Origin of the sequence: Candidatus Amarobacter glycogenicus (assembly GCF_016704105.1) — a bacterium.
Lineage (GTDB): Bacteria > Chloroflexota > Dehalococcoidia > Tepidiformales > Tepidiformaceae > Amarobacter > Amarobacter glycogenicus.
In genome coordinates this window covers 320835-344357 of sequence record NZ_JADJAT010000002.1, presented here as the reverse complement: position 1 = coordinate 344357, position 23523 = coordinate 320835, and the positions used below count along the sequence as shown (strand labels likewise).

Genomic DNA, 23523 nt, shown 5'->3' with positions numbered 1-23523 from the left:
TCCGCATGGCTCCACAGGATACCGCAACCGCCGGGTGATGGGGCCGAGGGGTGTGTCCGCACGGCCAGCCGCGATCGGGTATCTTCGATGCACTACTACTACTTCAGGTGATCACCATGGAATACCGTTCGCTCGGCCGGACCGGCGTGAAAGTCAGCCCACTTTGCCTTGGATGCATGATGTTCGGAGGGAAGACCACTCCTGCGGATTCCGCAGCGATTATCGACCGCGCGATCGACGCGGGGATCAACTTCATCGACACGGCGAATGTATACAACGCCGGCCGGAGCGAGGAGGCGACGGGCGCGGCGCTGAAGGCGAACGGCAAGCGCAACCAGGTGGTGCTGGCGACGAAGGTGCACGGGCGGATGGGCGAGGGCGTGAACGACATGAACAACACGCGCCGCCACATCATCCAGTCGGTGGAGGACAGCCTCCGGCGACTACAGACGGACTACATCGACCTCTACCAGATCCACCGCCCGCAATCGGATATGCCAGTCGACGAGACGCTGCGCGCGCTCGATGACCTGGTGCGCTCGGGGAAGGTGCGCTACCTCGGGGCAAGCACGTTCGCGGCATGGCAGCTGATCGAGTCGCTCTGGGTGTCGAAGGAGTACGGTCTGAACCGGTTCGTCTGCGAGCAGCCGCCGTACAACCTGCTCGACCGGAGGATCGAGCGCGAGCTGCTGCCGATGGCGCAGAGCTATGGCATCGGGATCATCCCGTGGAGCCCGCTGGCGGGGGGACTCCTCTCCGGGAAGTACAACCGGAACGAGCCGCCGCCCGAGGACAGCCGTTACGCGAACCTGAGCACGAACCCGATGTACCGGCGGCGCATGAACGACAACATCTGGGACGTGATCGAGGGGCTGGAGAAGATCGCGGCGGACAAGCGGATCGAGCTGTCGCAGCTTTCATTGGCGTGGTGCATGCAGGCCCCGGGCGTGACGAGCCCGATTATCGGTCCGCGGACGATGGAACAGCTCGAGGACAACCTGAAAGCCGCGGATGTGGCGTTCACGGCCGATGAACTGAAGGAGATCGATCGAGTCATTCGTCCCGGGACGAACGTGAGTCCGTACTATGAAGCGGACTGGGCGGTGAGCCAGTACCGGTGGTAGGGGTTGCACGTGCGACTCGATCGGCCGCTCTCTCATGCGCCGTCGTGGCGGCCCTGGCGTTCGCGGCCTGCAACTCGAGCGGCGAGGACAGCCGCAATCACCGGCTCGCGCTCTGGGACGCCGTTTCCGGCGACTGGCGGTTCATCTCGCCCGCGGGCAGGTCGTCGAACGAGTTTGAGTGGCTGCCCGATGGCTCGGCGATGCTCGTCATTGAAGGGGAACCCCAGGGCGCCGGGCAGGCCCGAAGTGGCGGGTATTTCCTCGCCGTCCGCGAACTCTCCGGCAAGGTGAGGTGGGAAGTGGAAGGCGGCATGGACGACCGCCAACCCGTGGCCGCCACGGGCTCGCCCGATAGCACCGAGGTGGCGGTCCTCCGCGATACCTTCGGCGACGGTGAGCGCACGGCGTTCATCGAGATTCGCGATGCCGGGTCGGGCCAGGTGTTGCGCTCGACCGAGACGTGGATCACTCGGTTGACGTCCGGCGCGGCGCCGGTGGCAGCCGACATCGTGTGGACGCCGGACGGTCGACTGGCTGTGGTCTCCCACCGTGGTGCGGGGTTCAACGACCTCCTCTGGTTCGATGCGGGCTCGATGGCCGCCGAGCCCTTGCGTCCAACGGAGGCGTCGGAGGTCTGGGCGATCGGCAACGCCATGAACCCGAAGGTCCTTGTGTTCGCCCTGAGCCAACCGGGCGGCGGCAGCACGCTCACGCTCCACGAGCCTGGGGGGCCGGCTCGCGACATCGACGTCGGTCTCGGCGGCAACCTCGCTGTGGACTTCTCGCCGGATGGCACGCGGTTGGTCGTCGCGTACGACGAGGGAATCGAAACCATCGACCTCCGAAGCGGCGAACGCCACATCCTCCGTGGCGCCTTCACGTACGGAATCTCCTGGGGCGCTAATCGACGAATCGCCAGCGCCTGGGGCTCGGACGTGATCACGTTCGACGAAGACGGCTCGGGCCTGCAGACGGAGGTCTCGCTGTCCGGGGGCCGGACGGCCCGTCACCCCGCGTGGTCGCCGGATGGCGAGAGCATCGCCTTCATCGTGGAACCCAGATACCGGGACTGACCTTCGGCTGATCCCGGTGGGGTAAGTACATCGGTTTGACACCCCTGACTGCGCCGCGATAGCGTCCCTGCACGTTTGACCAAAGGTTCGGAGAAGATTCCATGCGAGAGATGACCGGCGGCGAAGCCGTCTACGAAACGCTGCGCGCGCTTGGTGTCGACACGGTGTTCGGGATCGTTAGCGTCCACAACATCCCGATTTACGATGCGATTCACCGGGGCGGCGGGATTACCGCTGTGGCGGTGCGCCACGAGCAAGGGGCGGTGCATGCTGCCGACGGATATGCGCGAGTAACTGGGAAACTTGGAGTTGCCATAACGAGCACTGGACCAGGTGTCACCAACGGAGTGACTGGCCTGTTCGAAGCCGGGTTCGCGAGCAGCCGGGTGATGATGATCGCGGGGCAGATTGACTCGGCGTACTACGGCAAGGGCAAGGGCTTCCTGCACGAGGCGGAGAACCAGTTGCCGTTGCTCCGGACCGTGACCGGGCGGACGGAATCGGTGCGGCGGCCGGAGGAGATCGGCGAAGCAGTCTTCCGAGTCGCGCAGGACATCAACACCGGGCGGCCGCGTCCGGGCGCGGTAGAGATACCAATTGACTTCCAGTACGCGAAGGCGGAGATCGACATCCCGCACGTGGAAGCGTGGCCACGGAAAGCGCCGGACCGGGATGCGATAGCACGCGCGGTGGAGGCCATCCGAAACGCGAAGAAGGTTGTGATCTGGGCTGGAGGCGGGGTGCTCACCGCGGGGGCCGAGGGCGAGCTGTCACAGCTGGCCCAGGCGCTGCAGGCGCCAGTGTTCACGACGGGCAACGGGCGAGGCAGCCTGCCGGAGGACCACCCGTTGTGCATGGGACCGTTGACGGCGCAGCCGGGCGTGGGCGAGACACTGGCGGATGCGGACGTGGTGGTCGCCGTCGGGACGCGCTTCCAGGCGGGCCAGACGCGGAACTGGACGTTGCCCCTCGGCGGGAAACTCATTCATCTCGACGCCGACCCTGGGGTCATCGGCCGGAACTACCGGGCGGACGTGGCAGTGGTCGGAGATGCGCGGTTGGGCCTCGCCGGCCTGTTGAAGGGCCTCGAGAGCGCGAGGAGTGACAGCGCGTTCCTCGCGCGGGCGCAGGAACTCCGGGACGCGACGCGGAAGCAAATCCGGAGCGAGATCGGTCCGGACTACGAGTCGATCATGGACTCAATGCGGGAACTGCTCCCGCGCGACGGGATCGTAGTTCGCGACGCGACGGTGCCGGCCTACCTCTGGGGAAACCGGCTGATGCCGATCCTGTCGCCGCGGACTTCGCTGAACCCGACATCCGCCGCGATCGGTCCGGCGCTCCCGCTGGCTATTGGCGCTGCGATCGGGAGCGGCAAGAAGACGGCAGTCATCCAGGGCGACGGCGGGTTCATGCTGAACATCGGCGAGCTGGCGACAGCGGTGCAATACAACGTGCCGGTGGTGACCTGCGTCTTCAACGACGGCGGTTACGGCGTGCTGCGTTCGATCGAGGGCCGCACGTTCGAAGGCCGGCAGTTTGGCGTGGAACTGGCGACGCCGGATTTCGCGATGGTGGCGCAAGGGATGGGGATGAGGGCCGAACATGTCGACAGTGCTGCCTCGTTCAGGGAAGCATTCGGGCGTGGCCTCGCGCACGACGGGCCGTACCTGCTCGACATCGACATGACGAAGCTCACGCCGATGTCGGGGCTGGGGACGCCGCCGCCGAAGCGGTAGGCAGTGGGCGCCAGCGAGGACGCGGAAGCGCCGCCAACAGCCGGTCGCGTGCCCAGACGCGCTCGTCTCACTTTCTGCCTGCTTGTGTAGAATCGCCGAAATTCGTTAGCCGCAGGCGAAGAAGGCACCTCTCATGGCGCAAGACACTGCCCCCGCCGAACTCGGATTCGACCCGGACGCACTCCGCGAGAAGTACCGCCAGGAACGCGACAAACGGCTGCGGGCCGATGGCAACGCGCAGTACCTGGAGATCACCGGGGAGTATGCGCACTACATCGAGGATCCGTATGTCCAACCGGACGTCCGGGAGCCGGTGACGACTGAAGTCGAGGTGGCTGTCGTGGGCGGGGGCCACGGGGGGTTGCAGATCGGCGCGCGGTTGCGCATGGCCGGGGTGCAGAGCATCCGGCTGATCGAGAAAGGTGGCGACTTCGGCGGCACGTGGTACTGGAACCGTTACCCGGGCGCGGCCTGCGATACCGAGGCGTATATCTATATGCCGCTGCTCGAGGAGACGGGCTATGTCCCCACCGAAAAATACGCGAAGGCCCCCGAAATCCGGGCCCACTGCCAGCGCATCGCGCAGCACTTTGACCTCTACCGCGACGTCTTGTTCCAGACACAGATCACGGAGGTGCGCTGGCAGGAAGACGCGCAGAAGTGGCTTGTCACCACGGACCGCGGCGACCGCTTTCTCGCGCGGTTCATCGCCATGGCGAACGGCCCGCTCAACCGCCCGAAGCTGCCCGGCGTCCCGGGAATCGAATCGTTCAAAGGCCACTCCTTCCACACGAGCCGTTGGGATTACGACTACACAGGCGGCGACAGCTATGGGAACCTCACCGGTCTGGCGGACAAACGAGTTGCCATAATCGGCACCGGTGCGACCGCGATCCAGGCCATCCCGCACCTCGGCGCGAGCGCAAAGGCGCTGTTTGTCTTCCAGCGCACTCCGTCCTCAGTCGACGTCCGGGCGAACCGAGCCACGGACCCGGAGTGGGCGAAGTCGCTTCAGCCGGGATGGCAGCGCCATCGCATGGAGAACTTCTCAACCGTCCTTGTCGGCGGTCAGGTAGAAGAGGACCTGGTGAGCGACGGCTGGACCGAGATCATCACGAAGCTTCTTCGTGGCCGCGTCTCCGGGAATGCCACAGATGGTTTCGGGGGCGGTGGTGCGCCCGACGCGCTCGAGCTCGGCAAGGTGATGGAGATGGCCGACTTCGAGAAGATGAACCAGATTCGTGCGCGGGCGGATGCGACCGTCCATGACAAGATGACGGCGGAAGCGCTCAAGCCGTACTACCGCCAGTTCTGCAAGCGCCCTTGCTTCCATGACGAATACCTCCCGACGTTCAACCGGCCCAACGTCACCCTGGTCAACACGGACGGCAAGGGGATCGACCGGATCACCGAAAAAGGGGTGGTGGCGAACGGCCAGGAGTATGAAGTCGACTGCATCATCTACGCCAGCGGCTTCGAAGTTGGGACGCCGCTTGAGCGGCGCGCCGGGTACGAGGTCTATGGCAAGGGTGGCCTCACGCTCAGCGACAAGTGGAAGGACGGAGTGGCGACGCTGCACGGTATGCAGACTCGCGGCTTCCCGAACTGCTTCATCGTCGGCCTCGCCCAGGTTGGCGGTAGCGCGAACATCACCCACGTGCTTGATGTGCAGAGCCGGCACATCGCTTATGTGATCGAGAGTGCCCTGGAACGGGGGGCCGAGACCGTGGATGTCGTGCAGGAGGCAGAGGATGCCTGGGTGGACACCATCATCCGGGCATCGATGGCGAACATCACGTTCCTGGAGAACTGCACGCCGGGGTACTACAACAACGAGGGCCAGCCCAATGGGGAACTGATCCGCCAGAACGGTGCTTACGCGCCCGGAATCATGGCGTTTTCGAAGTTGCTCGACGCATGGAAGGCCGAGGGCAGCCTGTCCGGCCTGGAGTTCGCCGGAGGGTGATGTCCGGCCGGTGAACTCCAGAGGCCCGGAGTCTATCCGGGGCCTCTCTGCCTGAGACCTGGCGCGGCAGCGGGCGATTAACGCGCGCCGGCCCGTTCCTTTTCTTCCATCTCCTTGAGGACGGCGCGCATCCTGGCCCAGCGTTCCGCGCGGGTACGGGCGGTCTCGTCGAGAGTCGACGGGTCGATCTGAGCGACCATCGCGCCATAGGCGGGGTAGGCCGGGATCTCGTCGTCGGTGAGTTCCTTCATCCACTGCTTTCGCTGAAAGGCTTTCTCGATGTACGGAGCGAGCTCTTCGGCTTTGCGCTTTTCGCGAGCTTCGATCTCAGCCTTGAATTCGGGCTGGACTTCTTTCGAAAAGAGCTCGAGGGAGTCGCAGATGTGTTCGTGCTTGTTCTTGCCGCCCTGCTGGATGAAGACGGTTTGGTCGACGCCGGCATCGGCGAACTTACGGAGGTGCTTGCGGAGCTGGTCGGGCGTGCCGATGCCCTCGCCGCCGCCGCCGAGGAAGTCGAGCGCTTCGGCGCCCATCGCGGCCTTCACAGCTTCGTACTGCTTCCAGATGTCGGTGCGGCCCGGCTTGTGGCTGCCGAAGGCGTAGTGGTGGCCGAGGCCGAACTGGAAGAATTTGAACCCATCGAAACCGCGGCGGAAGGCCTCTTCGGCATCGCGATGGCAGGAGAAACTGGTGACCATGGCGACGTTCGGGTTCACGGTGTGACCTATCGGGACGCACTCGTTCTTGAAGGTTTCGTAGTAGTCGGTCACCCAGTGCCGGGCTTCTTCGGGATCAACGAAGGCGAAGGTGAGGGCGCCGATGCCGAGTTGGGCGGCGAGATGGATGGTGTCGCGATTTGAGCAGGCGACCCAGAGTGGCGGATGGGGCTTCTGGACCGGCTTGGGCACGATGTTGCGGACCGGCATGGAGAAATACTTGCCCTGGAAACCGGGGTAGGGATCCATGGCAAGCATGTTGCAGACCTGCTCGACCGTCTCCCGCCACATCGCGCGGCGCTCACCGGGGTTGATGTTGAAGCCTTCGAGCTCGGCGCGAGAGGCGGACTCGCCGGTGCCGAATTCGACTCGGCCGTTGGAGACGAGGTCGAGCGTGGCGATCTCCTCCGCGATGCGCGCCGGCGAGTTGTAGCCGGGTGGCATGAGCTTGATGCCGTGGCCGAGGCGGATGTTCTTCGTGCGCTGGCTGGCGGCTGCGAGGAAGACCTCGGGGCAAGAAGAGTGGCTGTATTCCTCGAGGAAGTGGTGTTCGACTTCCCATGCGTATTCGATGCCGAGTTTGTCGGCGAGTTCCACCTGGTCGAGGGCGTCCTGAAAGAGCTTCAACTCCTCCCCATCGCTCCAGGGCCTGGGGAGTTGGTGTTCATAGAAGATCCCGAATTTCATCCGTCCCTCCTTGGGTGCCGGAGTTTAGCAGGCCAGGTTCGCCAGGTGGCAAGGGCAGCGGCGACATCCCGCGGGCGTGATCCGAAACCTCGCGGCGGACGCGCGTGCACCGTTTGCGCGGGTGTGGGCCAACGCAGAGAATGCGCGATCGGGCGAGCGAGACTCGGTTTGGGAACCAACTGCATGACGAAACCTGAACGCTCTCCGGAACTGGAAGCCGCAATCACGACGTTCTTCCAGGCGAGTGCACTGCTCGACCAGATCCGGTTGCGAATCTGGGATCGGGAGAACCTGACAGTCACGCAGCTTCGGCTGCTGGGACATTTGCGCGACAGGGAAGGCTTGAGCAACGCCGAGCTGGCCGACAGGTTGTATGTCACGCGGCCTTCTGTTTCGGCACTCCTCGAGCGGCTCGAACGGGGTGGATTCATCCGAAGGGAAGTCTCGCCAAACGACCGGCGGGGCATCGCCATCTGGCTGGAGCAGCGGGGTCGCGAGGCGGCGGAGAACCTGCGAGACGAGACGCGCGAGTACCTTGCGAGCCTGATGGAAGAGATGTCGCCAGCGGAGGTGGAAGCGTTCACGAAGTCCGTGGAGAAGTTCGTGGCTTCCGGGCGTTCGCGGCGGGCGAAGGACCTTGCGGCGGATGGCGGGACTCCGTCGTAGGCTGGCTTGATGACCGAAGGGCTACGCCTGACTGAAGCGCTTACAACGAGTTCCGCCGTCGCGACCTACCTGGGCGCGCATTCCGTGACGGCGGAGCACGTGTTGACCGCGATTGGCATCCTCCGGGGGACGGTGACGCTGGACGACCTCGGACGACCCCAATCCCCCATGCTGTCGCGGGCAACCGGCGCCGGGCGTGAGGTCGACGCTCTGGTGCGGGAGATAGCACAGCGGTGGTTTTCGAAGCTGGGGAGCGACCCGTTCGCGGAGATGGATGCGGAACAGGTCTCAGAGTTGGAAGCCGACCTGAGGGCGGCAACCGTGGTAGGCGGCCGCAGAGCCCTGGACTAAGGACTCGCGACGAGCCGTCGGACGACTTCGTAAAGCACCTGGAGACCGAGCCGGATGTTCTCGACGCTGATGCGTTCGTTGTGACCATGGACTCCGCCGAGTTCTTCGGGGGGCACGAGGCAGGGTACGAAGCCGTAGGCGGGTATGCCCTTGAGGCGGTAGATACGGGAGTCGGTGAACCCGCTGGTCATTTCCGGGGCGATGTAGGCGCCTTCCGCCATATCTGCGATGACGTCGCGGACGACACTGGCGAAGCGCGTGTCGAGGGGGCTTTCGGCGCCCACGAAGCGATTTTCGATGGCGAGTTCGACGCGCGAGTCGGCGATGACGGCGGACAGCTCGGCAAGAAACACATCGGCATCGACATCCGGGAGGAGCCGGCAGTCGAGCGTGGCGGTGGCCTCGGCGGGTATGACGTTCACCTTGATACCGGTGTTGATGGTCGTCACGGCCACGGTATTGCTGAGCCGGGCACGGAGGCTCGGGTTGCGGTTGGCGGCGCGAAGGATGGCGTCATCGGCGGCGGAGCGCATGACGCCCGCACCGGTGAGGGCCCTGGCGTGCTCCTTCATGACCGGGAGAATGCGCAGCTCTCTCTGCCAGCGGGTGATGCGTTCGAGGGCCTGGACGAGATGCTCGGCGCAGTTGTCGCCGTGGGGGACACTGCCGTGGCCGGGCCGGCCGTGCACGGTAAGGCGAACCCAAAGCGGGACCTTCTCGGTCGGGGCGATCTGAAAGACCTGGAGGCCGGCGGGCAGCGCGAGGCCATATGCGCCCTCGTTGATCACCAGGCCAGTGTCCATCCATGCCGGCCGGTTCTCGGCGACCCAGGAGGCGCCGAAGGCGCTTCCTGCCTCTTCATCCGCGACAGCGAGGAACGAGACCGATTCGGCAAGGGGAACTCCGGTGCGCCGGAGGAGGAGGAAGACCATCAGCTCGAGGATCCCCATGCCCTTCATATCGAGGGCGCCACGGCCCCAGACCATGCCATCGACGAGGTCGCCGCTGAACGGGTCCCGCGCCCAGAACTGGCGTTCGACGGGGACAACATCGGTGTGGTTGAGGAGGCAGACGCCGCCGGACGGCGGACCGAGCCGGGCGAAGAGGTTGGAACGGCCCGGAGCCGATTCGGCGACCTCGGAGGGGATGCCTTCGGCCGCGAGGATGCCGCGGAGGAATTCGACTGCGGGACGCTCGTTTCCGGGGGGATTGGAGGTATCGATTCGGAGGTATTCGCGGAGAAGGGAGACGGCCTCAGTGGTCGCGGCATCCCAGTCGATCGAAGCGGTCATCCGTGACTCCGTGCAGGATGGCCGGAGTTTACGGTGGCGATCAGATTGCCGATAGCGCCGGCACTGGGGATAGTCACGGCGATGGATGCACTCTGGATGGCGGGAGCTGCCGCTGTTGGCGCCGGGTTCGGGTGGGTGTTCCCGGGTGTGCAGCACGTGCTCTACTCGGAGCCGCAGTACCGGACGCAAGCAGCCGCAGGCCGAAAACTCCTGGGACTCCGGCTGTTCGCGATGAGCGCCGCGGCGGTGTCGTTGGCGTTGGCCTTGCGACCGGACTTCTACGAGGCCGGGCCGGCCCTTCTGACGGCCGCCTGCCTGCTGGTCCTGGTGGCGCTGAGCAGCACGGACTTCGATCGGCGCCGAATCCCGAACACCCTGACGTACCCGGCGTTCGCCGTGGCACTCGCGCTCTGTTGGGCCTGGCCGGACCGCACTGTGGGCGAGATGCTCCTGGGCGCGGGCGCCGGGGTTGTCGCGGCGATGGCACTTGTCGGCTTTGGCGTGTTGCTCGGGGGAGGGGGGCTGGGATTGGGAATTGGCGACGGGAAACTGATCATCCTGATGGGCGCGATGATCGGGTGGCCGGGAGTGTTCCCGGCGGTGGTATACGGCATTTTGCTTGGCGGACTGGTCGCAGTTGTGATGCTGGTGAGGCACGGGCGCGGCGCGACGTTCAGCTACGGACCCTACCTGGCGGCAGGTGCGGCGCTTGCCCTGCTCTTTCCGTCTCTCCGGTAAGGAAACGCCAACAGGCCCTCACGTGCGTGAAGGCCTGCTGGTTCTTTCGCGGGGCGAGGGCGCTTAGAGGTTGTTCTTCAACTGGATGATGGCGGGCCCACCGATGACGATCATGATCGCGGGGAAGATGAAGAAGACGAGTGGGAAGACCATCTTGATGGGGGCCTTGAAGGCCTGTTCTTCGGCTTTCTGGCGGCGCTTGGTGCGGATGACGCCGGTCTGGACGCGAATGACGCCGCCGATGCTGATGCCCATGGCTTCCGCCTGGACGACGGCGTTGATGAGCTGGCGGAGTTCATCGACGCCCGTGCGGTCGGCCATATCGATGAAGGCGTCGCGGCGAGCCCGGCCCATCTGAACCTCGCGCATGGTGCGGGTAAGTTCTTCGCAGAAGGGGCCGTGGACTTTTTCGATGACGCGGGTGAAGGCGGCATCGATGCCGAGGCCGGCTTCTACAGAGGCGGTGATGAGGTCGAACGCGTCCGGGAGCGAACGCCAGATTTCCTTCTGGCGGCGCTTGACGCGGCCCAGGAGCATGACGCGGGGACCGTAGATGCCCATGGCGGTCGCGACACCGAAGGCGCCGAGAATCATCTTGAAGGACTGGCCCATGCTCGCCATGTAGAGGGTGGCGAGGATCGGGAGGACGCCAGCGGTGACACCGCAGATGAGCAGGAACTGGCCCGGCTTCATCTTCATGCCCGCCTGGACCATCGTTTTTTCGAGGCGTTCGGACACGGAGGAGGGAAGGATTCCGTTGGCACGGCGGGAGAGGCCCTGCATGATCGGCCGGATGACGCGCTGGGTGAAGGCGGCGTCGGGGTCCGGGAGGGCGTCCTTGGCAGGGCGAGCGTAGCGCAGTCCGCCGAGACGCACGTCCATCCCGCCGCCGTCGGCGGCGCGATGGAGGAGGCCGTAGATCATGAGGGTCACGGTGATGAAGGTACTGATTGCGACAATTGCAGGCATGGCTAAATCTCGATATTCACGATCTTCTGGATGACGGCGAAGCCAAGGACTTCGGAGACGGCGGCCGCGCCGAGCAGCATTCGGCCGAGCGGGTCGGTGAAGAGGAGTGAGGTGAACTCAGGGCTGATCATCATGAAGACGAGGAGGAGGCCGATCGGGATACCGCCGATGACGTAGCCGGTGAGGCGCTGTTGCGAGGTGAGGGTGCGGATTTCGCCGCGGATGCGCTCGCGTTCGCGCATGGTGTTGGCGACGTTATCAAGGATTTCGGCGAGGTTACCGCCGACCGACCGCTGGATGAGGATGGCGGTAATCACGATATCGAAGTCGGGACTGCCGACACGGTCGTTGAGCGAAGTGAGCGCTTGTTCGACGCTCGCGCCCATGGCCGTGTCGCGAAGGGTGCGACGAATCTCGGTCTGGAGCGGCGCCTGGGTCTGCTCGCCTGCGGCTTCGAGTGCCTGGAGGAGGCCGAAGCCGGCCCGGAGCCCGCTGGAGAGCATCTGAAGAAGCTCGACGAGCTGGGCCTCCATCTTATGGAGGCGGGAGATCTTGCGGCGCTTGAGCCAGAAGCCCGTCGCGAAGAAGCCCAGGGGCAATCCGGCGAAGGCGAGGAGCGGGATTGGCGCAACTGCGAGGAGGAGCGTGGTGAGTACGACCGAGATCACGATGCGAAGGACGAGGTATTCCTTCGCGTTGAGTGTGAGTCCGGCGCGTTCGAGGTCTTTGGTCCAATTGGCGGCGAGGGTGCCGGAAAGGAGCGTGATGCCGGCGAAGTTCACCGAGCCACGCCTGCGGAGGCTGGTCTTGGTGTCGGCGGTGGGGAGCGAAGCTTCGGCTTCCCGGAGCTTGTTGAGGCGGGCTGAAGCGAGGGCGCTGGCTCCGCCGGCCCCGGAGAACCAGAGGACACCGGTGGTGGCGAACGCGCCAGCGCAGAGTGCGGCGAGGATCATCAGCATTGGTCTACCAGCCTTCCGGGGACCCGAAGAGGGTGTTGGGCAGTTCGATGCCGGCGATGGCGAACTTGTGGACGAAGCCGGGGCGGATGCCGGTGGGCTTCATCGCGCCGTGGACTTTGCCGTCCTCATCAACGCGGTCGAGCTTGAAGAGGAAGATGTCCTGGAGGGTGATGGTGTCCCCTTCCATTCCGCTCACTTCGGTGACGTGGGTGACTTTGCGGGAGCCGTCCTGGAGGCGGCTGATCTGGATGAAGAGGTGGATCGCGCTGGCGACCTGTTCGCGGATGGCGCGGGATGGGAGTTCCATGCCGGCCATGAGCACCATGTTCTCCATGCGGGCCAGGGCTTCGCGCGGGTTGTTCGCGTGAATCGTTGAGACCGAGCCGTCGTGGCCGGTGTTCATGGCCTGGAGCATGTCGAAGGCTTCTTCGCCGCGGACCTCACCGACGATGATGCGGTCGGGGCGCATGCGGAGGCAGTTCCTGACGAGGTCGCGCTGCTTGATCTGGTTCTTGCCTTCGATGCTGGCAGGGCGAGCTTCGAGGGTGATGACGTGGTCCTGCTGGAGACGGAGTTCCGAAGGGTCTTCGATGGTGACGATGCGTTCGGTGTTGGGGATGAACGCCGAGAGGGCGTTGAGCATGGTGGTCTTACCGGTGCCGGTACCGCCGCTGATGATGATGTTCATGTGGGCGCGGACGCACATGGCGAGGAACTCGGCGGTGGCTTCGCTGAGCGCGCCAACGGCGATGAGGTCGGCCATGCGCATCTTGTCGGCGCGGAACTTCCGGATGGTGACGCTGGGGGCCTTGGGTGAGGCCGGCGGGATGGTGATGTTGACGCGGGAGCCATCGGGCAGGCGGGCATCGACCATCGGGCTGGACTCGTCGATTCGGCGGCCGAGCGGCGCGACGATGCGCTCGATGATGCGCATGACGTGGGCTTTGTCGCGGAAGCGGACGGGGCTGCGGAAGATGCGTCCTTCGCGTTCGAAGTAGACCTTGTCGATGTCGTTGACCATGACTTCCGAGATGGACGGGTCACGGAGGAGAGGTTCGAGGGGCCCGAGGCCGAGGGCTTCGTCGGCGACGGCTTCGAGGAGTTCCTCGCGGCTGGCGCCACCGAGCTGGATGCCTTCCTGCTGGAGGAGCTCACGGGCGGCCTTCATGACGGCATCGCGCTGTTGTTCCGGGGCGAGGCCCTCAAGGGCGCCGTGTTCGAGCTCTTCGATGAGGAGTTCGTGCAGCCGGATCTTGGCGGCTTCAGCCTGGGTGTTGGCTCCCTTGGCGCCGGAGACGGCTTCGATGCGGCGTTCGAGGCGCATGGGCTCGGGGCGCGCGGGGGCTTCGGGGCGTTGTGTCGCGGGTGCGGGCTGCTGGGGTTGCTGGGCGCCTGCGTTGCGCAGAGCGCTCATGCGCGCCTGGCCAGGGATGCCGGGCGGAGGCGGGGGCACGGCTTCGACGTCGCCCCACGAGCGGCCCTGGGGGGCCGGGCGCTGGAGCTGGCCCGAAGGGCGCAGGCGAGCGGTCTGTTCGCCCGAGGGCGGAGGGGATTCCTCGTTGGAATCCGCGGGTTGGGGAGGACCGGCGGCCTGGTCGCCGGCGAGACGGCGGCGGGCACCGGACCAGCCGAAGGCAGGCCGTTCGTCGTCGCCCGAGGCACGGCGTTCGCGGAAGTCATCAGCCATGATCAGTCACCTCGTCTTTGAGTTAGGCGCTTTTCTTGAAGAGGCGGCCCAGGTTGAAGCCGCCCTTGCGCTGGGCCTTGGAACGCTGCCGGATGCCGGCGAGCGCGCGGGCGATTTCGCGGATTTCGAGGGATACGCGGCTGTTGGGCCGGCTCATGACGATCGGGCGGCCGAGTTGGGCGGCCTTCACGACTTCGTTGTCCTGGGGGATCTTCCACCAGAGCTCGGTGTCGAGGGTGCGCTCGACGTCTTTCTCGCGGACGCCGGTATCCATGCCGGCGCGGTTGAGGACGACCTTGATGCGTTCGTCGTCATCGCCGAAGCGCTCATGAAGCATTTCGAGGGCGAGGACCGTGTCCTTGATGGACGCCATATCGAGGGTGGTGATGAGGAGGATCATCGTCCCAACTTCGATGGCGGCGGCGACGATCTCGTTGAACGTACCGGGGGTATCGAGGATGACGAAGTCATGCGTTTGTGAGAGCACGTCGACGACATCGCGGATGTGGCTGGAGCTAAGGTTTCGCCAGTCGCTCGGCCGGGTTGGAGCGGGGAGGATGTGGACCCCGGATTCGTGCACCACGAGATAGTCGCGGAGGCTGTTGCGGTCGACGTTTTCCAGGTTGCGGGCGAGGTCGGCGATGGAGCGTTCGACGGGGATGTCCATGGTGATGGCGACATCGCCGAAGCGCGTGTCCATATCGACGAGCGCGACCGTCTGGTGTGCTTCGCTGGCGAGCGCGACGGCGAGGTTGGAGGCAATGGTGGTTTTGCCGATGCCGCCCTTGGCGCCGAAGACGGTGATGATGGTCCCCTGGGCGACCGGGTCGGCGAGTTCGCCGCGGCGCCTGGCAGCTTCGCGCTCCTTCTTCTCGAGGACCTTCATGATCGAGTTCTCGAGTTCTTCGGGAGTGCACGGTTCCTGGATGTAATCCGAAGCGCCGCCAACCATGGACTGGCGCATGAGGCGGATGTTGGCCTCGGTGGAGAAGACGATGATGGGCAGGTCCGGGAGGCCGTCGTTTATGCGGGAGAGCGTCTGGACCGGGCGGACCAGGGGCTCTTCGATGCGCATGAGGACGAGGTCCGGGCGCATCTGGAAGCAGAGCGTGAAGGCTTCCACGCCGTATCCGGCGGTTGCGAGGACCTGGAAGCCGAGCATCGAGAGGGTTTTCGCCATCTCGGCCGAGCTTTCGCGGTCCGGATCCACCACAATCAGTTGCGGTACCCGTGCCATGTGTTGTTCCTCCACCGTCTCGCACCCCAGGGACCGCCGGGGGCCTTGCTGTCGCTTTCTGATGCTTGGGCTGGCGTAGTCGCCACCCGTGGCGGGTGGCAACTACTCGTGATTGGATTTCCCCGCCGGGTTAGCGTGCCGGGAAGATGTCTTCGTACTTGTAGGTGGTCTTGCCAGAGATCGGGTCCGCATCGCCCTTCTGGCGCGGGAGGATGCGGTACTGGGCGACGTCGTCCTCCATCGCATCGATGAGGGCGACCTTGGCTACGAGGTCCGGCGGAAGGGCGATCGTTATGGAGATCGACTTTTCGTAGGTGCCGGTCTCATCGCCGGTGGCGACGGCCTGGGCGCCGGCGTTGGCGCTGACGGCGGCGGCGCCGCTGGAATTCTTGTCGGTAGCGATCTTCGGGACCGTCTTGACGACGGACTGGGCGACGGCGAGGACCTGGACGTTCTGGGCGATGTAGCCCGCGAGGAGGTCCGGGCGTTCCTGGCCGGTCAGTGGGTCGACGGTGACGAAGGCGGTGATGCCGAGGATGTCGATCATGTCGCCGGGCTGCGGGAGGCCGCCGGCAATCCACGCTTCATGAGGGACCATGAGGCCGAGTGCACGCATACCATCGGGGACTTTCCAGGCGATGGTGTTCTGGCCTTCGTAGGTGCTGATCTTGGAGGTCAGGACCTGTTCGCCAGAGTAGAGGGGAGCAACGGCTACCTGGCCAACGAGGGTGGTCGCCTCGCTATCCTTGATGTGGCCATCGACGAGCGCCGCGGCGGGCATGGTCTTGGTGCCGAGCATGTCGGCGGTGATCTTTTCGCCGACGTTCACGTTCCGGGTGACAACGACGACGGTTTCGGCGCCGGCGCCGGAGTTGAGCTGTTCATCGATGCCATTGTCGCCGCCCCGGCTGTTGAGGAACGCGAACATGAGCATCGCGCTCAGGATGCCAAAGACGGCGGCCAGTAGAAGGACGCCACGATTACGAGAAGAACTGCTTGAAGCAGCCGCGATAGTACGGTTCACAGTGCTACTCCTCCCCTTTCCCTTGCTATATCGGCGGTCTAACCGGGTTCCTACAGGCCGGGTTAACCCTGTTGACGGAGAAAGCGGAACCCCGCCTGGTCCGAGCTTCGTAGAGGAAGCCGGGGCGGGGTTCGCGGTGGTTGCGGATGGGCGCCCGGGTGTTACTTCACGAGGGCAATGTGGGTCTGTTCGGCGATGGCCTCGAAGGCTTCGTCGAGCTGAGCGGGTGTTGGCGCGAAGTAGTACCGGCAGCCGTCTTCATTTTCCTGGCAAGGGCCGACGCCCGCCGTCCCGCCATCGGCGATGCGTTCCAGGAAGGCCGCGTTCACACCGTTGCCGAGTCCGATCGTGAAGATCATGATCTGTGCGTTGGTGGCGCGGACAGCCTCTGAGTAGGCGTGACTTTCGGCGCTTCCCGAAGAACTGTAGGTGCTGCTGCAGGGGACGGAGTTGTAGTCCCCGGTCGAGTAAGCGGAATCCGAGCCACAGACGTAGTTGGCGATACCGTCGGTCAAGAGGACGAGGACGCGGACGGCGTTCGCTCTCTTTCCCGCCCCATCCAGGATGAGACGGCCGGCAGCGAGCCCCCCGGCGATGTTGGTCGAACCGGCGGGTGGCACGAAGTTGTGGATGGTGGTCTTCACGCCCGAGAGGCTGCTCGTCAGCGATTGGGCGTTCGTCGTGTTGGTGGAGTACTTGGCGACGCCGATCTTGTCGTATGCGGGGTCGAACAGTGTCGTGAAGTACTCGGCTGCGGAGATCGTGCCATCGAAGGGATCGATCTGGTAGGGGACGGTGGTGCTCCGGGCTGCCTTGTCGCAGCCGGTCCGGTTGGCCCAGACCTCGGCGCCGACGGAGTGGGCCATCTGGGTGGTCGCCGTGCTGGTCCAGTTGTTCGTCTGGGCGCGGGTAACGGTGAGCTGGTTGGCCCCGGGGCCGATGGCGCTGATGTCGAAGAGTTCGTACGGGCCCGAACTCCCGTTGGCGAAGATGGCGATGATCCCGGTCCGGCCGGAGATCGTTTGCTGGTGGTAGCGGTTGGTGCTGCTGTAGCCGAAGTTCGTGTTGTTGGTGGACGAGTTCGTGCTGTTGAAGATGGAGTTGCTGGAGAGCGTGATGACGATCGAGCCGGCGGTGGCGCCGGGGATGGCGGTTGCCACAGTGGGACGCGTGCCAGAAGGGTGGCCGGGGCTCATGAGGACGTTTTCCGAAGACTCCGAGTGCATGACGCCAGGGGAGTCGTAACACATGGACCCCGAGATATCGAGGACCATGGCGATATCGAGCACCTGGGCCTCGGCATCGCCTTCGGCGGAAACGGTCCAGTGGTCGACCCCGAAGAGCCTGGCGAACCAGGTGGGGATGTCGGCCTGGGCGGCGACGCGCAGGCGCTTATTCCCGGGCGGATACGAGACCGCGAAGGTGACGTTCTCGCCCTGGCTCTGGATGAAGCCGGAGTTGTCGATCCAGTAATCCGCGGCTGTCGCTTCGGCCTGTGCGACGTTGGGCATGTCCTGGGCGGCGGCGATAGCCGCGGCATCGACGCCGGCCTGCATGGAGGTGCGGGCCCAGACGTAACGTCCGACGTCGATGCTCATGGCGACGAAGCCGAGCAAGACAAACACCATAATGCCGAACAGAGGCAACGCCTGTCCGGCCTGGTCTTTATGAGTGCGGGAAAGGATGGTCCGCATACCGCAGCCTCCCGGAGGTGGGGGAATTATTCGAGGCGCATCGAGGTGTGTGCCGTGATGGTGGGCTCAGAGAGCGAGCCGCCGAGCATGGCCACGATGTTTCCGAGGGGAGTCGCGTAATCGAAGTTGTAGCTCAGGTCGATTTCGACGGCTGAACCGCGAGCGCCCTGGACGTTGGTCTTGTTGATGGTGAGCTTGGCCGGATCGAGTCCGCAGCTGGACGGGTAGTTGTCGCAGAAGCTGTCGTAGATCCGGGTGTTGATGGCGCTGGAGTCACCCTGGACGGCGGCAACACGGGCGCCTTCGCGCGCTGCGTTGGTGATGAGCAGCCAGGTGTAGAAGCCGCGGCCGAAATCGACCAGTCCGAAGAGAAGCATGAGGAAGATGGGCAGGATCATCGTGAACTCGACGAGGGCCTGTCCGGCCTCAGTCCTCCGGAGTTTGCGGACGACGCGCGCAAACCGGGACGAGCGCTTCGCTTCGTTCGGTCCGTGTTCCATCCGGTCCCTCTTTCCAGAGCAGGGATGCCCTGAGGATTGAGAAGTAAGGAAAGGGGTGGGTGACCGTGGTCGCCCACCCCTTTCGAGTTGGTCCTGGGTTGCGCCAGGATGGCCGGGGCCTAGAGGCCCGCGCTGACCTGGCCGAGGATGCCCTGCAGGTCGGTGCCCAGCGTGGTGAGGGCGGCGATGCAGACGACGGCGATGAGGGCGAGGATCAGGCCGTATTCGGCGAGGCCCTGGCCTTCTTCGCGAGCGTCCTGGAACTTGACGACCTTGCTGACAGCCCAGTTCTTGATCTTCGACATGATGTTTCTCCTACCTCTTTCCTGGTTCGGGGCTTTGCCCCAGTTGGTTTGCCGGACCGGCGACGTGCCCTGCCTCCCCTGGCCCCCCGGCCAGTTGTCCTTCGCATCGCTTTGGCGAACCCCGTTTCCGGGTTGGCCTTCGCCGCCGCTCTGCTCGGGACCGGGCGCTTCGTCGGTGAAGCTACTGGCTATTTCGACGTTGCCGGCGAGACCTAAAGGCACTTCACCGGGTATTCACTGTTTTGTCCGAGTCCCGGGCGTTGGAGGGCAGAAGAGGAAGCTGTCTGCCGAATCCGGGGGGACGTGCCGAATCTCTACGTGGGAGATCGGCCGAGGCCGGTGGGCCCAACAGGAGGTTCACGCGCGTGGCAGCATCGGTTTCAGCGAAGGTCCCGTCGCGGGTGCAATCGAACTGGTCGCGGCGGCTGTCGTACGTGCAGGATGCCGCGCTGGTGTGCGTTTCCGCCCTCTTCTTCTACGTGCACGCGCGCCACGTTATTGAGTCGCACAGTGTCACGAACGTGTTTTTCGCCGTGGAGCAGGGTTTGCTGGTAGGGATGTTCCTCATGCGGCGGCGGAGTGAGAACACGTCGACACGCCCGGCGGACTGGGTGGTGGCAACCATCGGCGGCTGGTTGCCGCTGGCCTTGCGCCCGCACGAGACGGGCGGCAGCGCCGAGCTCATCGGCGCGGGAATCTCCATGATCGGGTTGACCTGTGTGATCGTGAGCTTCGCGACGCTGGGGAAGAGCTTCGGTGTGGTGGCGGCCAACCGGGGACTGAAAGTGGGTGGGCCGTACCAGTTCATCCGGCACCCCATTTACTTCTCGCACGCGATGACGATGACCGGGTTCGTGGTGGCCAACTTCTGGTCTTACAACGTCGCTATCCTGGCGATCGTCACGACGTTCCAGGTGCTGCGGATCGCGGCGGAAGAGCGCGTGCTCGTGGCGACTTCGGACTACGCGAGCTACAAGGAACGGGTCCGCTGGCGGCTGGTACCGGGGCTGTATTAGGCGCGGGGCCGGGAGCCCTCCTAAGGGGGCCACACTCTACACTGGGGTCTGTGGACCAATCCCGCATTCGCAACTTCTGCATCATCGCGCACATCGATCACGGGAAGTCGACGCTGGCCGACCGGCTACTCGAAACGACGGGGACGGTCTCGAAACGAGAGATGTCGGAGCAGTTGCTCGACTCGATGGACCTGGAGCGAGAGAAGGGCATCACGATCAAGGCGGCGGCCGCCCGGATGAGCTACACGGCTTCGGACGGGGAGACGTACGAACTCAACCTGATCGATACGCCTGGCCACGTGGACTTCACCTACGAGGTATCGCGCAGCCTGGCTGCGTGCGAGGGCGCGCTGCTGGTGGTCGATGCCTCGCAGGGGATCGAGGCGCAGACGCTGGCGAACGTCTACCTGGCGATGAACCAGGACCTGAAGCTCATCCCGGTGCTGAACAAGATCGACCTTCCGCACGCTGAGCCGGAGCGGGTTTCGGCAGAGCTCACGCGGGTAATCGGATTCGACCCTGACGAAATGATCGCGGCGAGTGCGAAGGAAGGGACGGGTGTCCCGGCAATCCTGGAGGCTCTGGTCCAGCGCATCCCGCGGCCCAGGGGCAACCCGGAGGCGCCGCTGAAGGCACTCATCTTTGATTCGAAGTACGACGCCTACAAGGGCGTGGTCGCTCACGTGCGGGTGTTCGAAGGGCGCATGTCGGGGCGGAAGCCCCTGCTCCTGATGCAGACGGGAGCGACCTTCGAGCCGCTGGAGTTCGGCGCGTTCAGCCCGGCGATGCGACCGCTGCAATCGCTGGAGTGCGGCGAGGTTGGCTACGTCGCGACGGGGCTGAAGGACGTTGCGGACTGCCGAGTCGGCGACACGATCACCCTGCAGGAGAACCCGGCGCCAGAAGCCCTTCCGGGGTACCGCCAGGCGAAGCCGATGGTGTTCGCCGGGATCTACCCGACGGATTCGGACCAGTACCAGGACCTGCGCGAGGCGCTGGCGAAGCTGGTGTTGAACGATGCCTCGCTGGTGTACGAGCCAGAGTCGTCGGTGGCGCTGGGCTTCGGTTTCCGCTGCGGATTCCTCGGGCTGCTGCACCTGGAGATCGTTGGAGAGCGGCTCGAGCGCGAGTACGGGCTGAGCCTCCTGACGACGGCGCCGAGCGTGGAGTACCACGTGCAGACGACGGGGAACGAAGAAGTCATCGTGGACAACCCGGCTGACCTGCCGGACCCTTCGAAGATCGCGGTCATCTCGGAGCCGTGGGCGAAGATCGATGTCATCACCCCGAGCCGTTACATCGGGCAGGTGATGGACCTCGTGACGGGACGGCGGGGACAGTTCCTGCGGATGGAGTTCCTGGAGGCGGAGAGCGACCTGGCACCGGGCGAAGCGCGAGTGCTGCTCGAATACGACATCCCGATGGCCGAGATCCTGGTGGACTTCTATGACCACCTGAAGGGTTCGACGAGCGGCTATGCGAGCCTGGACTACCACCTGAGCGAGTACCGGCCGGCCCGCCTGGTGAAGGTTGACATCCTGGTGAACGGGGTGGCCGTAGACGCGCTCTCGCTCATCACGCACTCGAGCAACGCGGACCGGGAGGGCAGGGTGCTCGTCAGCAAGCTGAAGGACCTGATCCCGCGGCAGATGTTCGATGTGCCGATCCAGGCGGCCGTCGGGGGGAAGATCATTTCGCGCGAGACGATCCGGGCGATGCGCAAGAACGTGCTGGCGAAGTGCTATGGCGGGGACATCAGCCGAAAGCGGAAGCTCCTGGAGAAGCAGGCCGAAGGCAAGAAGAAGATGAAGCGTGTTGGGAACGTGGAGATCCCGCAGGAAGCGTTCATGGCCGTCCTGCGACTGCGGGAGTGATGGGGGCAGCGGGCGGGACCGTCGTCGCACGTGAGCAGCCGCCGGCGCGGCGGATGCGCCTGAAATGTGCCGGAAACCTCAAGGTGCTAGGTTAGCTGCATTGCACGGGCGTCCGCGGCCCGGAACGGAGCTAACCGCCATGATCAAAGCGTTCGTCCTGATCGTTGTCGACCCTGCCAAGACCGTTGATGTCTACGCGAGTCTCCGCGCGGTCTCGGGCATCAGCGAGGTGTACCAGGTCATGGGGCCTTACGACATCGTGGCAGTTGTGGAGGTCCCGACGCTGACGGATGTGCCGTCGGTCATCAGCAAGCACATCAGGTCGGTGGAAGGGATCGAGAGCACGACAACGTGCGTAACGTTCCCCGAAGCGAGTTAGCGGCGGGAATCGGACAGGGGTCCTGCACTGGTCTCCCCGTGACGATTCAGGTCGTCCGGGGATCGGGGACGTTGACGACGATTTGCTCCTGGCTGTTGCGCGCGAGGAGGAGTTCGGCTTCGCCCGCCTGGTCCAGGTTCTCTTCCATGTGGACTTCGTAGGGCGGCACGAAGATGAAGTCGCCGGGTTGGGTATCGGCGACGTGCTCAAGGTTCGGCCCCCAGCGGAAGCGGACGCGCCCCCGCAGAATGTAGATGCCCGATTCGTTTGCGCCGTGATGGTGAGCTCCAGAGCTTGCCCCGGGGCTGTTCACGGCCGTGCCCATCCAGAGGCCCTCGGAGCCGGTGAGGGCGGCAGAGATGCCTGCTTGCCGGACCATGCCGGGAGTCTGAGCGGTGCCCGAGTCACGCTCGCCGGGGCGAATGATCTTGACCATGGCGCGGATTATAGCCGGGCGCAGGAGAGCGTCATGGCCGGCGCATCTCAGGTGTAGAAGAGCTGGGCGATGGCCATTCCGTAGGCCATCACCTGCTCGGGTTCCAGCGCGTAGATCGGGGGGTTGAGGCAGGCCGAATCCGCTACTTCCCAGACCTTGGCGACCCTGGCCTTCACTTCATCCGGTGTCCCGCAGACGACGAAGGTCTGCGCCATTTCATCCGGGACGAGGTGTTTCACGCCCAGGTAGTCGCCACGCTTGACGCCTTCCTGGAGGAGCCGCGCTTCTTTGCCAAACCCATGGGCGGCGAAGTAGGCCTCGTACTGTTCGACGCCTGCATAGAAGGCCACGGTCGCTTTCGCGTCCTCGATGGCCTGCTTCCGGTCGTTGTTGGGTGCGACGAATAGCCAGACGTTGAATTCGATGTCGGAACGCTTCCGGCCGGCTTTGGCGAGGCCGGCGCTAATGTCGTCGATTACCTTCGTTGTTGCCCATTCGATGGACCAGATCGGGTGGCCGATGACTCCGTCGGCAACCTCTGCACCGAGCTTCAAGATGGGCTGGCGGAGGCCGGCAACCCAGATGGGAAGATCGGTCCTCACGGGGGCACGGAGGGGTTGGAACTCGCTGAAGTCGAGCTGGTGATACTTGCCGTCATAGCGGCCGAGTTCGCCAGTGTGGCTTTTTTGGATGACGAGCCGGACGATTTCGATCACTTCGCGAAGGTGTTCGACGGGCTTCCCATAGGGCATGCCAAAGAAGCCTTCGCTCCAGGAGCGGACGCTCGACCCGAGGCCGAGGACGAACCGGCCGTTGCTCACGGTGTCCATGTCCATCGCCGCCACAGCGGTTTCGAAGGGGCTGCGGGCGAAAGCCAGGGCGATGCCGGAAGCGAGCTTGAGCCGGGTGGTTGCCCCTGCAGCGACGGCAAGGGGGATGAACGGTGGGCCGTAGACCTGGGGGGCGAAGACGCCTTCGAGGCCCATGGATTCGAACTGCTGGGCCTGAGCCGTGATCACTTGAGCGGGCAGCGGTGAGAGCGTGCCCCAGTACCTCGGCTTGTTTGCCACGTCGAGTCTCCTGCTATGAGG

Annotated in this window: 22 protein-coding genes; 10 read left to right on the top strand and 12 right to left on the bottom strand. The window is 64.8% G+C overall.

Annotated elements, in window-relative coordinates:
• The first annotated feature begins 116 nt into the window (after positions 1 to 116).
• The 4 genes from IPG14_RS06425 (at position 117) to IPG14_RS06410 (ending at position 5902) form a co-directional block, all read left to right on the top strand.
• Complete coding sequence (locus IPG14_RS06425) at positions 117 to 1124, top strand: aldo/keto reductase (RefSeq protein WP_343391246.1); 1008 nt, start codon at positions 117 to 119, stop codon at positions 1122 to 1124.
• 44 nt (positions 1125 to 1168) lie between these two features.
• Positions 1169 to 2197, top strand: a complete 1029-nt coding sequence (locus tag IPG14_RS06420; protein WP_343391245.1) for a hypothetical protein — start codon at positions 1169 to 1171, stop codon at positions 2195 to 2197.
• A 101-nt stretch (positions 2198 to 2298) separates the two neighbouring features.
• Positions 2299 to 3936, top strand: coding sequence for a thiamine pyrophosphate-binding protein (locus IPG14_RS06415; protein WP_343391244.1), 1638 nt, complete (start codon positions 2299 to 2301; stop codon positions 3934 to 3936).
• Between the two features lie 133 nt (positions 3937 to 4069).
• Positions 4070 to 5902 (top strand): NAD(P)/FAD-dependent oxidoreductase, encoded by a 1833-nt coding sequence (locus IPG14_RS06410; protein WP_343391243.1) that lies wholly within the window; start codon positions 4070 to 4072, stop codon positions 5900 to 5902.
• Between the two features lie 77 nt (positions 5903 to 5979).
• On the opposite strand, the gene IPG14_RS06405 is transcribed toward IPG14_RS06410, so the two are convergent.
• Entirely contained in the window at positions 5980 to 7305 is a 1326-nt protein-coding gene (locus IPG14_RS06405) for an LLM class flavin-dependent oxidoreductase (RefSeq protein WP_343391242.1), read from the bottom strand.
• 183 nt (positions 7306 to 7488) lie between these two features.
• Here IPG14_RS06405 and IPG14_RS06400 point away from each other — a divergent pair, with 183 nt between their 5' ends.
• Both IPG14_RS06400 and IPG14_RS06395 read left to right on the top strand, forming a co-directional pair.
• Positions 7489 to 7971 carry a MarR family transcriptional regulator gene (locus tag IPG14_RS06400; RefSeq protein WP_343384195.1) on the top strand — a complete coding sequence of 161 codons (483 nt, stop codon included), beginning with the start codon at positions 7489 to 7491 and terminating at the stop codon, positions 7969 to 7971.
• A 9-nt stretch (positions 7972 to 7980) separates the two neighbouring features.
• A complete protein-coding gene (locus tag IPG14_RS06395; RefSeq protein WP_343384196.1) occupies positions 7981 to 8322 on the top strand; it encodes a hypothetical protein in 342 nt (113 codons plus the stop codon).
• On the opposite strand, the gene IPG14_RS06390 is transcribed toward IPG14_RS06395, so the two are convergent.
• Positions 8319 to 9614 carry a M20/M25/M40 family metallo-hydrolase gene (locus IPG14_RS06390; protein ID WP_343391241.1) on the bottom strand — a complete coding sequence of 432 codons (1296 nt, stop codon included), beginning with the start codon at positions 9612 to 9614 and terminating at the stop codon, positions 8319 to 8321. The two genes, IPG14_RS06395 and IPG14_RS06390, sit on opposite strands and share 4 nt — an antisense overlap.
• A gap of 33 nt (positions 9615 to 9647) precedes the next feature.
• On the opposite strand from IPG14_RS06390, the gene IPG14_RS06385 reads away from it, so the two are divergent.
• Positions 9648 to 10352 carry a prepilin peptidase gene (locus IPG14_RS06385; protein ID WP_343388652.1) on the top strand — a complete coding sequence of 235 codons (705 nt, stop codon included), beginning with the start codon at positions 9648 to 9650 and terminating at the stop codon, positions 10350 to 10352.
• 63 nt (positions 10353 to 10415) lie between these two features.
• On the opposite strand, the gene IPG14_RS06380 is transcribed toward IPG14_RS06385, so the two are convergent.
• The 8 genes from IPG14_RS06380 to IPG14_RS06345 all read right to left on the bottom strand — a co-directional run bounded on the left by IPG14_RS06380 (position 10416) and on the right by IPG14_RS06345 (position 18727).
• Entirely contained in the window at positions 10416 to 11321 is a 906-nt protein-coding gene (locus IPG14_RS06380) for a type II secretion system F family protein (RefSeq protein WP_343384199.1), read from the bottom strand.
• Between the two features lie 2 nt (positions 11322 to 11323).
• Positions 11324 to 12280 (bottom strand): type II secretion system F family protein, encoded by a 957-nt coding sequence (locus IPG14_RS06375; RefSeq protein WP_343391240.1) that lies wholly within the window; start codon positions 12278 to 12280, stop codon positions 11324 to 11326.
• A gap of 4 nt (positions 12281 to 12284) precedes the next feature.
• Positions 12285 to 13967 carry a CpaF family protein gene (locus tag IPG14_RS06370; protein ID WP_343384201.1) on the bottom strand — a complete coding sequence of 561 codons (1683 nt, stop codon included), beginning with the start codon at positions 13965 to 13967 and terminating at the stop codon, positions 12285 to 12287.
• Between the two features lie 22 nt (positions 13968 to 13989).
• On the bottom strand, positions 13990 to 15204 hold the full coding sequence (locus IPG14_RS06365) for a P-loop NTPase (RefSeq protein ID WP_343384202.1): 1215 nt from the start codon (positions 15202 to 15204) through the stop codon (positions 13990 to 13992).
• A gap of 130 nt (positions 15205 to 15334) precedes the next feature.
• Entirely contained in the window at positions 15335 to 16228 is an 894-nt protein-coding gene (cpaB, locus tag IPG14_RS06360) for a Flp pilus assembly protein CpaB (RefSeq protein WP_343384203.1), read from the bottom strand.
• 161 nt (positions 16229 to 16389) lie between these two features.
• The gene (locus IPG14_RS06355; RefSeq protein ID WP_343391239.1) at positions 16390 to 17922 is read right to left on the bottom strand and encodes a vWA domain-containing protein; all 1533 of its coding nucleotides are present in this window, start codon (positions 17920 to 17922) and stop codon (positions 16390 to 16392) included.
• Between the two features lie 26 nt (positions 17923 to 17948).
• A complete protein-coding gene (locus IPG14_RS06350; RefSeq protein ID WP_343388655.1) occupies positions 17949 to 18422 on the bottom strand; it encodes a TadE/TadG family type IV pilus assembly protein in 474 nt (157 codons plus the stop codon).
• A gap of 119 nt (positions 18423 to 18541) precedes the next feature.
• Positions 18542 to 18727 (bottom strand): Flp family type IVb pilin, encoded by a 186-nt coding sequence (locus IPG14_RS06345; protein ID WP_343384206.1) that lies wholly within the window; start codon positions 18725 to 18727, stop codon positions 18542 to 18544.
• A gap of 365 nt (positions 18728 to 19092) precedes the next feature.
• Here IPG14_RS06345 and IPG14_RS06340 point away from each other — a divergent pair, with 365 nt between their 5' ends.
• The 3 genes from IPG14_RS06340 (at position 19093) to IPG14_RS06330 (ending at position 21996) form a co-directional block, all read left to right on the top strand.
• Positions 19093 to 19743 carry an isoprenylcysteine carboxylmethyltransferase family protein gene (locus IPG14_RS06340; RefSeq protein ID WP_343391238.1) on the top strand — a complete coding sequence of 217 codons (651 nt, stop codon included), beginning with the start codon at positions 19093 to 19095 and terminating at the stop codon, positions 19741 to 19743.
• Between the two features lie 50 nt (positions 19744 to 19793).
• The gene (lepA, locus tag IPG14_RS06335) at positions 19794 to 21617 is read left to right on the top strand and encodes a translation elongation factor 4 (RefSeq protein ID WP_343391237.1); all 1824 of its coding nucleotides are present in this window, start codon (positions 19794 to 19796) and stop codon (positions 21615 to 21617) included.
• A gap of 139 nt (positions 21618 to 21756) precedes the next feature.
• Positions 21757 to 21996 carry an Lrp/AsnC family transcriptional regulator gene (locus tag IPG14_RS06330; RefSeq protein WP_343384209.1) on the top strand — a complete coding sequence of 80 codons (240 nt, stop codon included), beginning with the start codon at positions 21757 to 21759 and terminating at the stop codon, positions 21994 to 21996.
• A gap of 46 nt (positions 21997 to 22042) precedes the next feature.
• On the opposite strand, the gene IPG14_RS06325 is transcribed toward IPG14_RS06330, so the two are convergent.
• Both IPG14_RS06325 and IPG14_RS06320 read right to left on the bottom strand, forming a co-directional pair.
• On the bottom strand, positions 22043 to 22432 hold the full coding sequence (locus IPG14_RS06325; RefSeq protein WP_343384210.1) for a cupin domain-containing protein: 390 nt from the start codon (positions 22430 to 22432) through the stop codon (positions 22043 to 22045).
• Between the two features lie 47 nt (positions 22433 to 22479).
• The gene (locus IPG14_RS06320) at positions 22480 to 23502 is read right to left on the bottom strand and encodes an LLM class flavin-dependent oxidoreductase (RefSeq protein ID WP_343388658.1); all 1023 of its coding nucleotides are present in this window, start codon (positions 23500 to 23502) and stop codon (positions 22480 to 22482) included.
• Between the last annotated feature and the right edge of the window lie 21 nt (positions 23503 to 23523).

Excerpts from the sequence above, each read along its gene's own strand:
- IPG14_RS06425 (WP_343391246.1), top strand. The coding sequence starts at position 117 with ATGGAATACCGTTCGCTCGGCCGGACCGGCGTGAAAGTCAGCCCACTT.
- IPG14_RS06415 (WP_343391244.1), top strand. The coding sequence starts at position 2,299 with ATGCGAGAGATGACCGGCGGCGAAGCCGTCTACGAAACGCTGCGCGCG.
- IPG14_RS06410 (WP_343391243.1), top strand. The coding sequence starts at position 4,070 with ATGGCGCAAGACACTGCCCCCGCCGAACTCGGATTCGACCCGGACGCA.
- IPG14_RS06405 (WP_343391242.1), bottom strand. The coding sequence starts at position 7,305 with ATGAAATTCGGGATCTTCTATGAACACCAACTCCCCAGGCCCTGGAGC.
- IPG14_RS06400 (WP_343384195.1), top strand. The coding sequence starts at position 7,489 with ATGACGAAACCTGAACGCTCTCCGGAACTGGAAGCCGCAATCACGACG.
- IPG14_RS06395 (WP_343384196.1), top strand. The coding sequence starts at position 7,981 with ATGACCGAAGGGCTACGCCTGACTGAAGCGCTTACAACGAGTTCCGCC.
- IPG14_RS06390 (WP_343391241.1), bottom strand. The coding sequence starts at position 9,614 with ATGACCGCTTCGATCGACTGGGATGCCGCGACCACTGAGGCCGTCTCC.
- IPG14_RS06380 (WP_343384199.1), bottom strand. The coding sequence starts at position 11,321 with ATGCCTGCAATTGTCGCAATCAGTACCTTCATCACCGTGACCCTCATG.
- IPG14_RS06375 (WP_343391240.1), bottom strand. The coding sequence starts at position 12,280 with ATGCTGATGATCCTCGCCGCACTCTGCGCTGGCGCGTTCGCCACCACC.
- IPG14_RS06370 (WP_343384201.1), bottom strand. The coding sequence starts at position 13,967 with ATGGCTGATGACTTCCGCGAACGCCGTGCCTCGGGCGACGACGAACGG.
- IPG14_RS06365 (WP_343384202.1), bottom strand. The coding sequence starts at position 15,204 with ATGGCACGGGTACCGCAACTGATTGTGGTGGATCCGGACCGCGAAAGC.
- IPG14_RS06355 (WP_343391239.1), bottom strand. The coding sequence starts at position 17,922 with ATGCGGACCATCCTTTCCCGCACTCATAAAGACCAGGCCGGACAGGCG.
- IPG14_RS06350 (WP_343388655.1), bottom strand. The coding sequence starts at position 18,422 with ATGGAACACGGACCGAACGAAGCGAAGCGCTCGTCCCGGTTTGCGCGC.
- IPG14_RS06345 (WP_343384206.1), bottom strand. The coding sequence starts at position 18,727 with ATGTCGAAGATCAAGAACTGGGCTGTCAGCAAGGTCGTCAAGTTCCAG.
- IPG14_RS06330 (WP_343384209.1), top strand. The coding sequence starts at position 21,757 with ATGATCAAAGCGTTCGTCCTGATCGTTGTCGACCCTGCCAAGACCGTT.
- IPG14_RS06325 (WP_343384210.1), bottom strand. The coding sequence starts at position 22,432 with ATGGTCAAGATCATTCGCCCCGGCGAGCGTGACTCGGGCACCGCTCAG.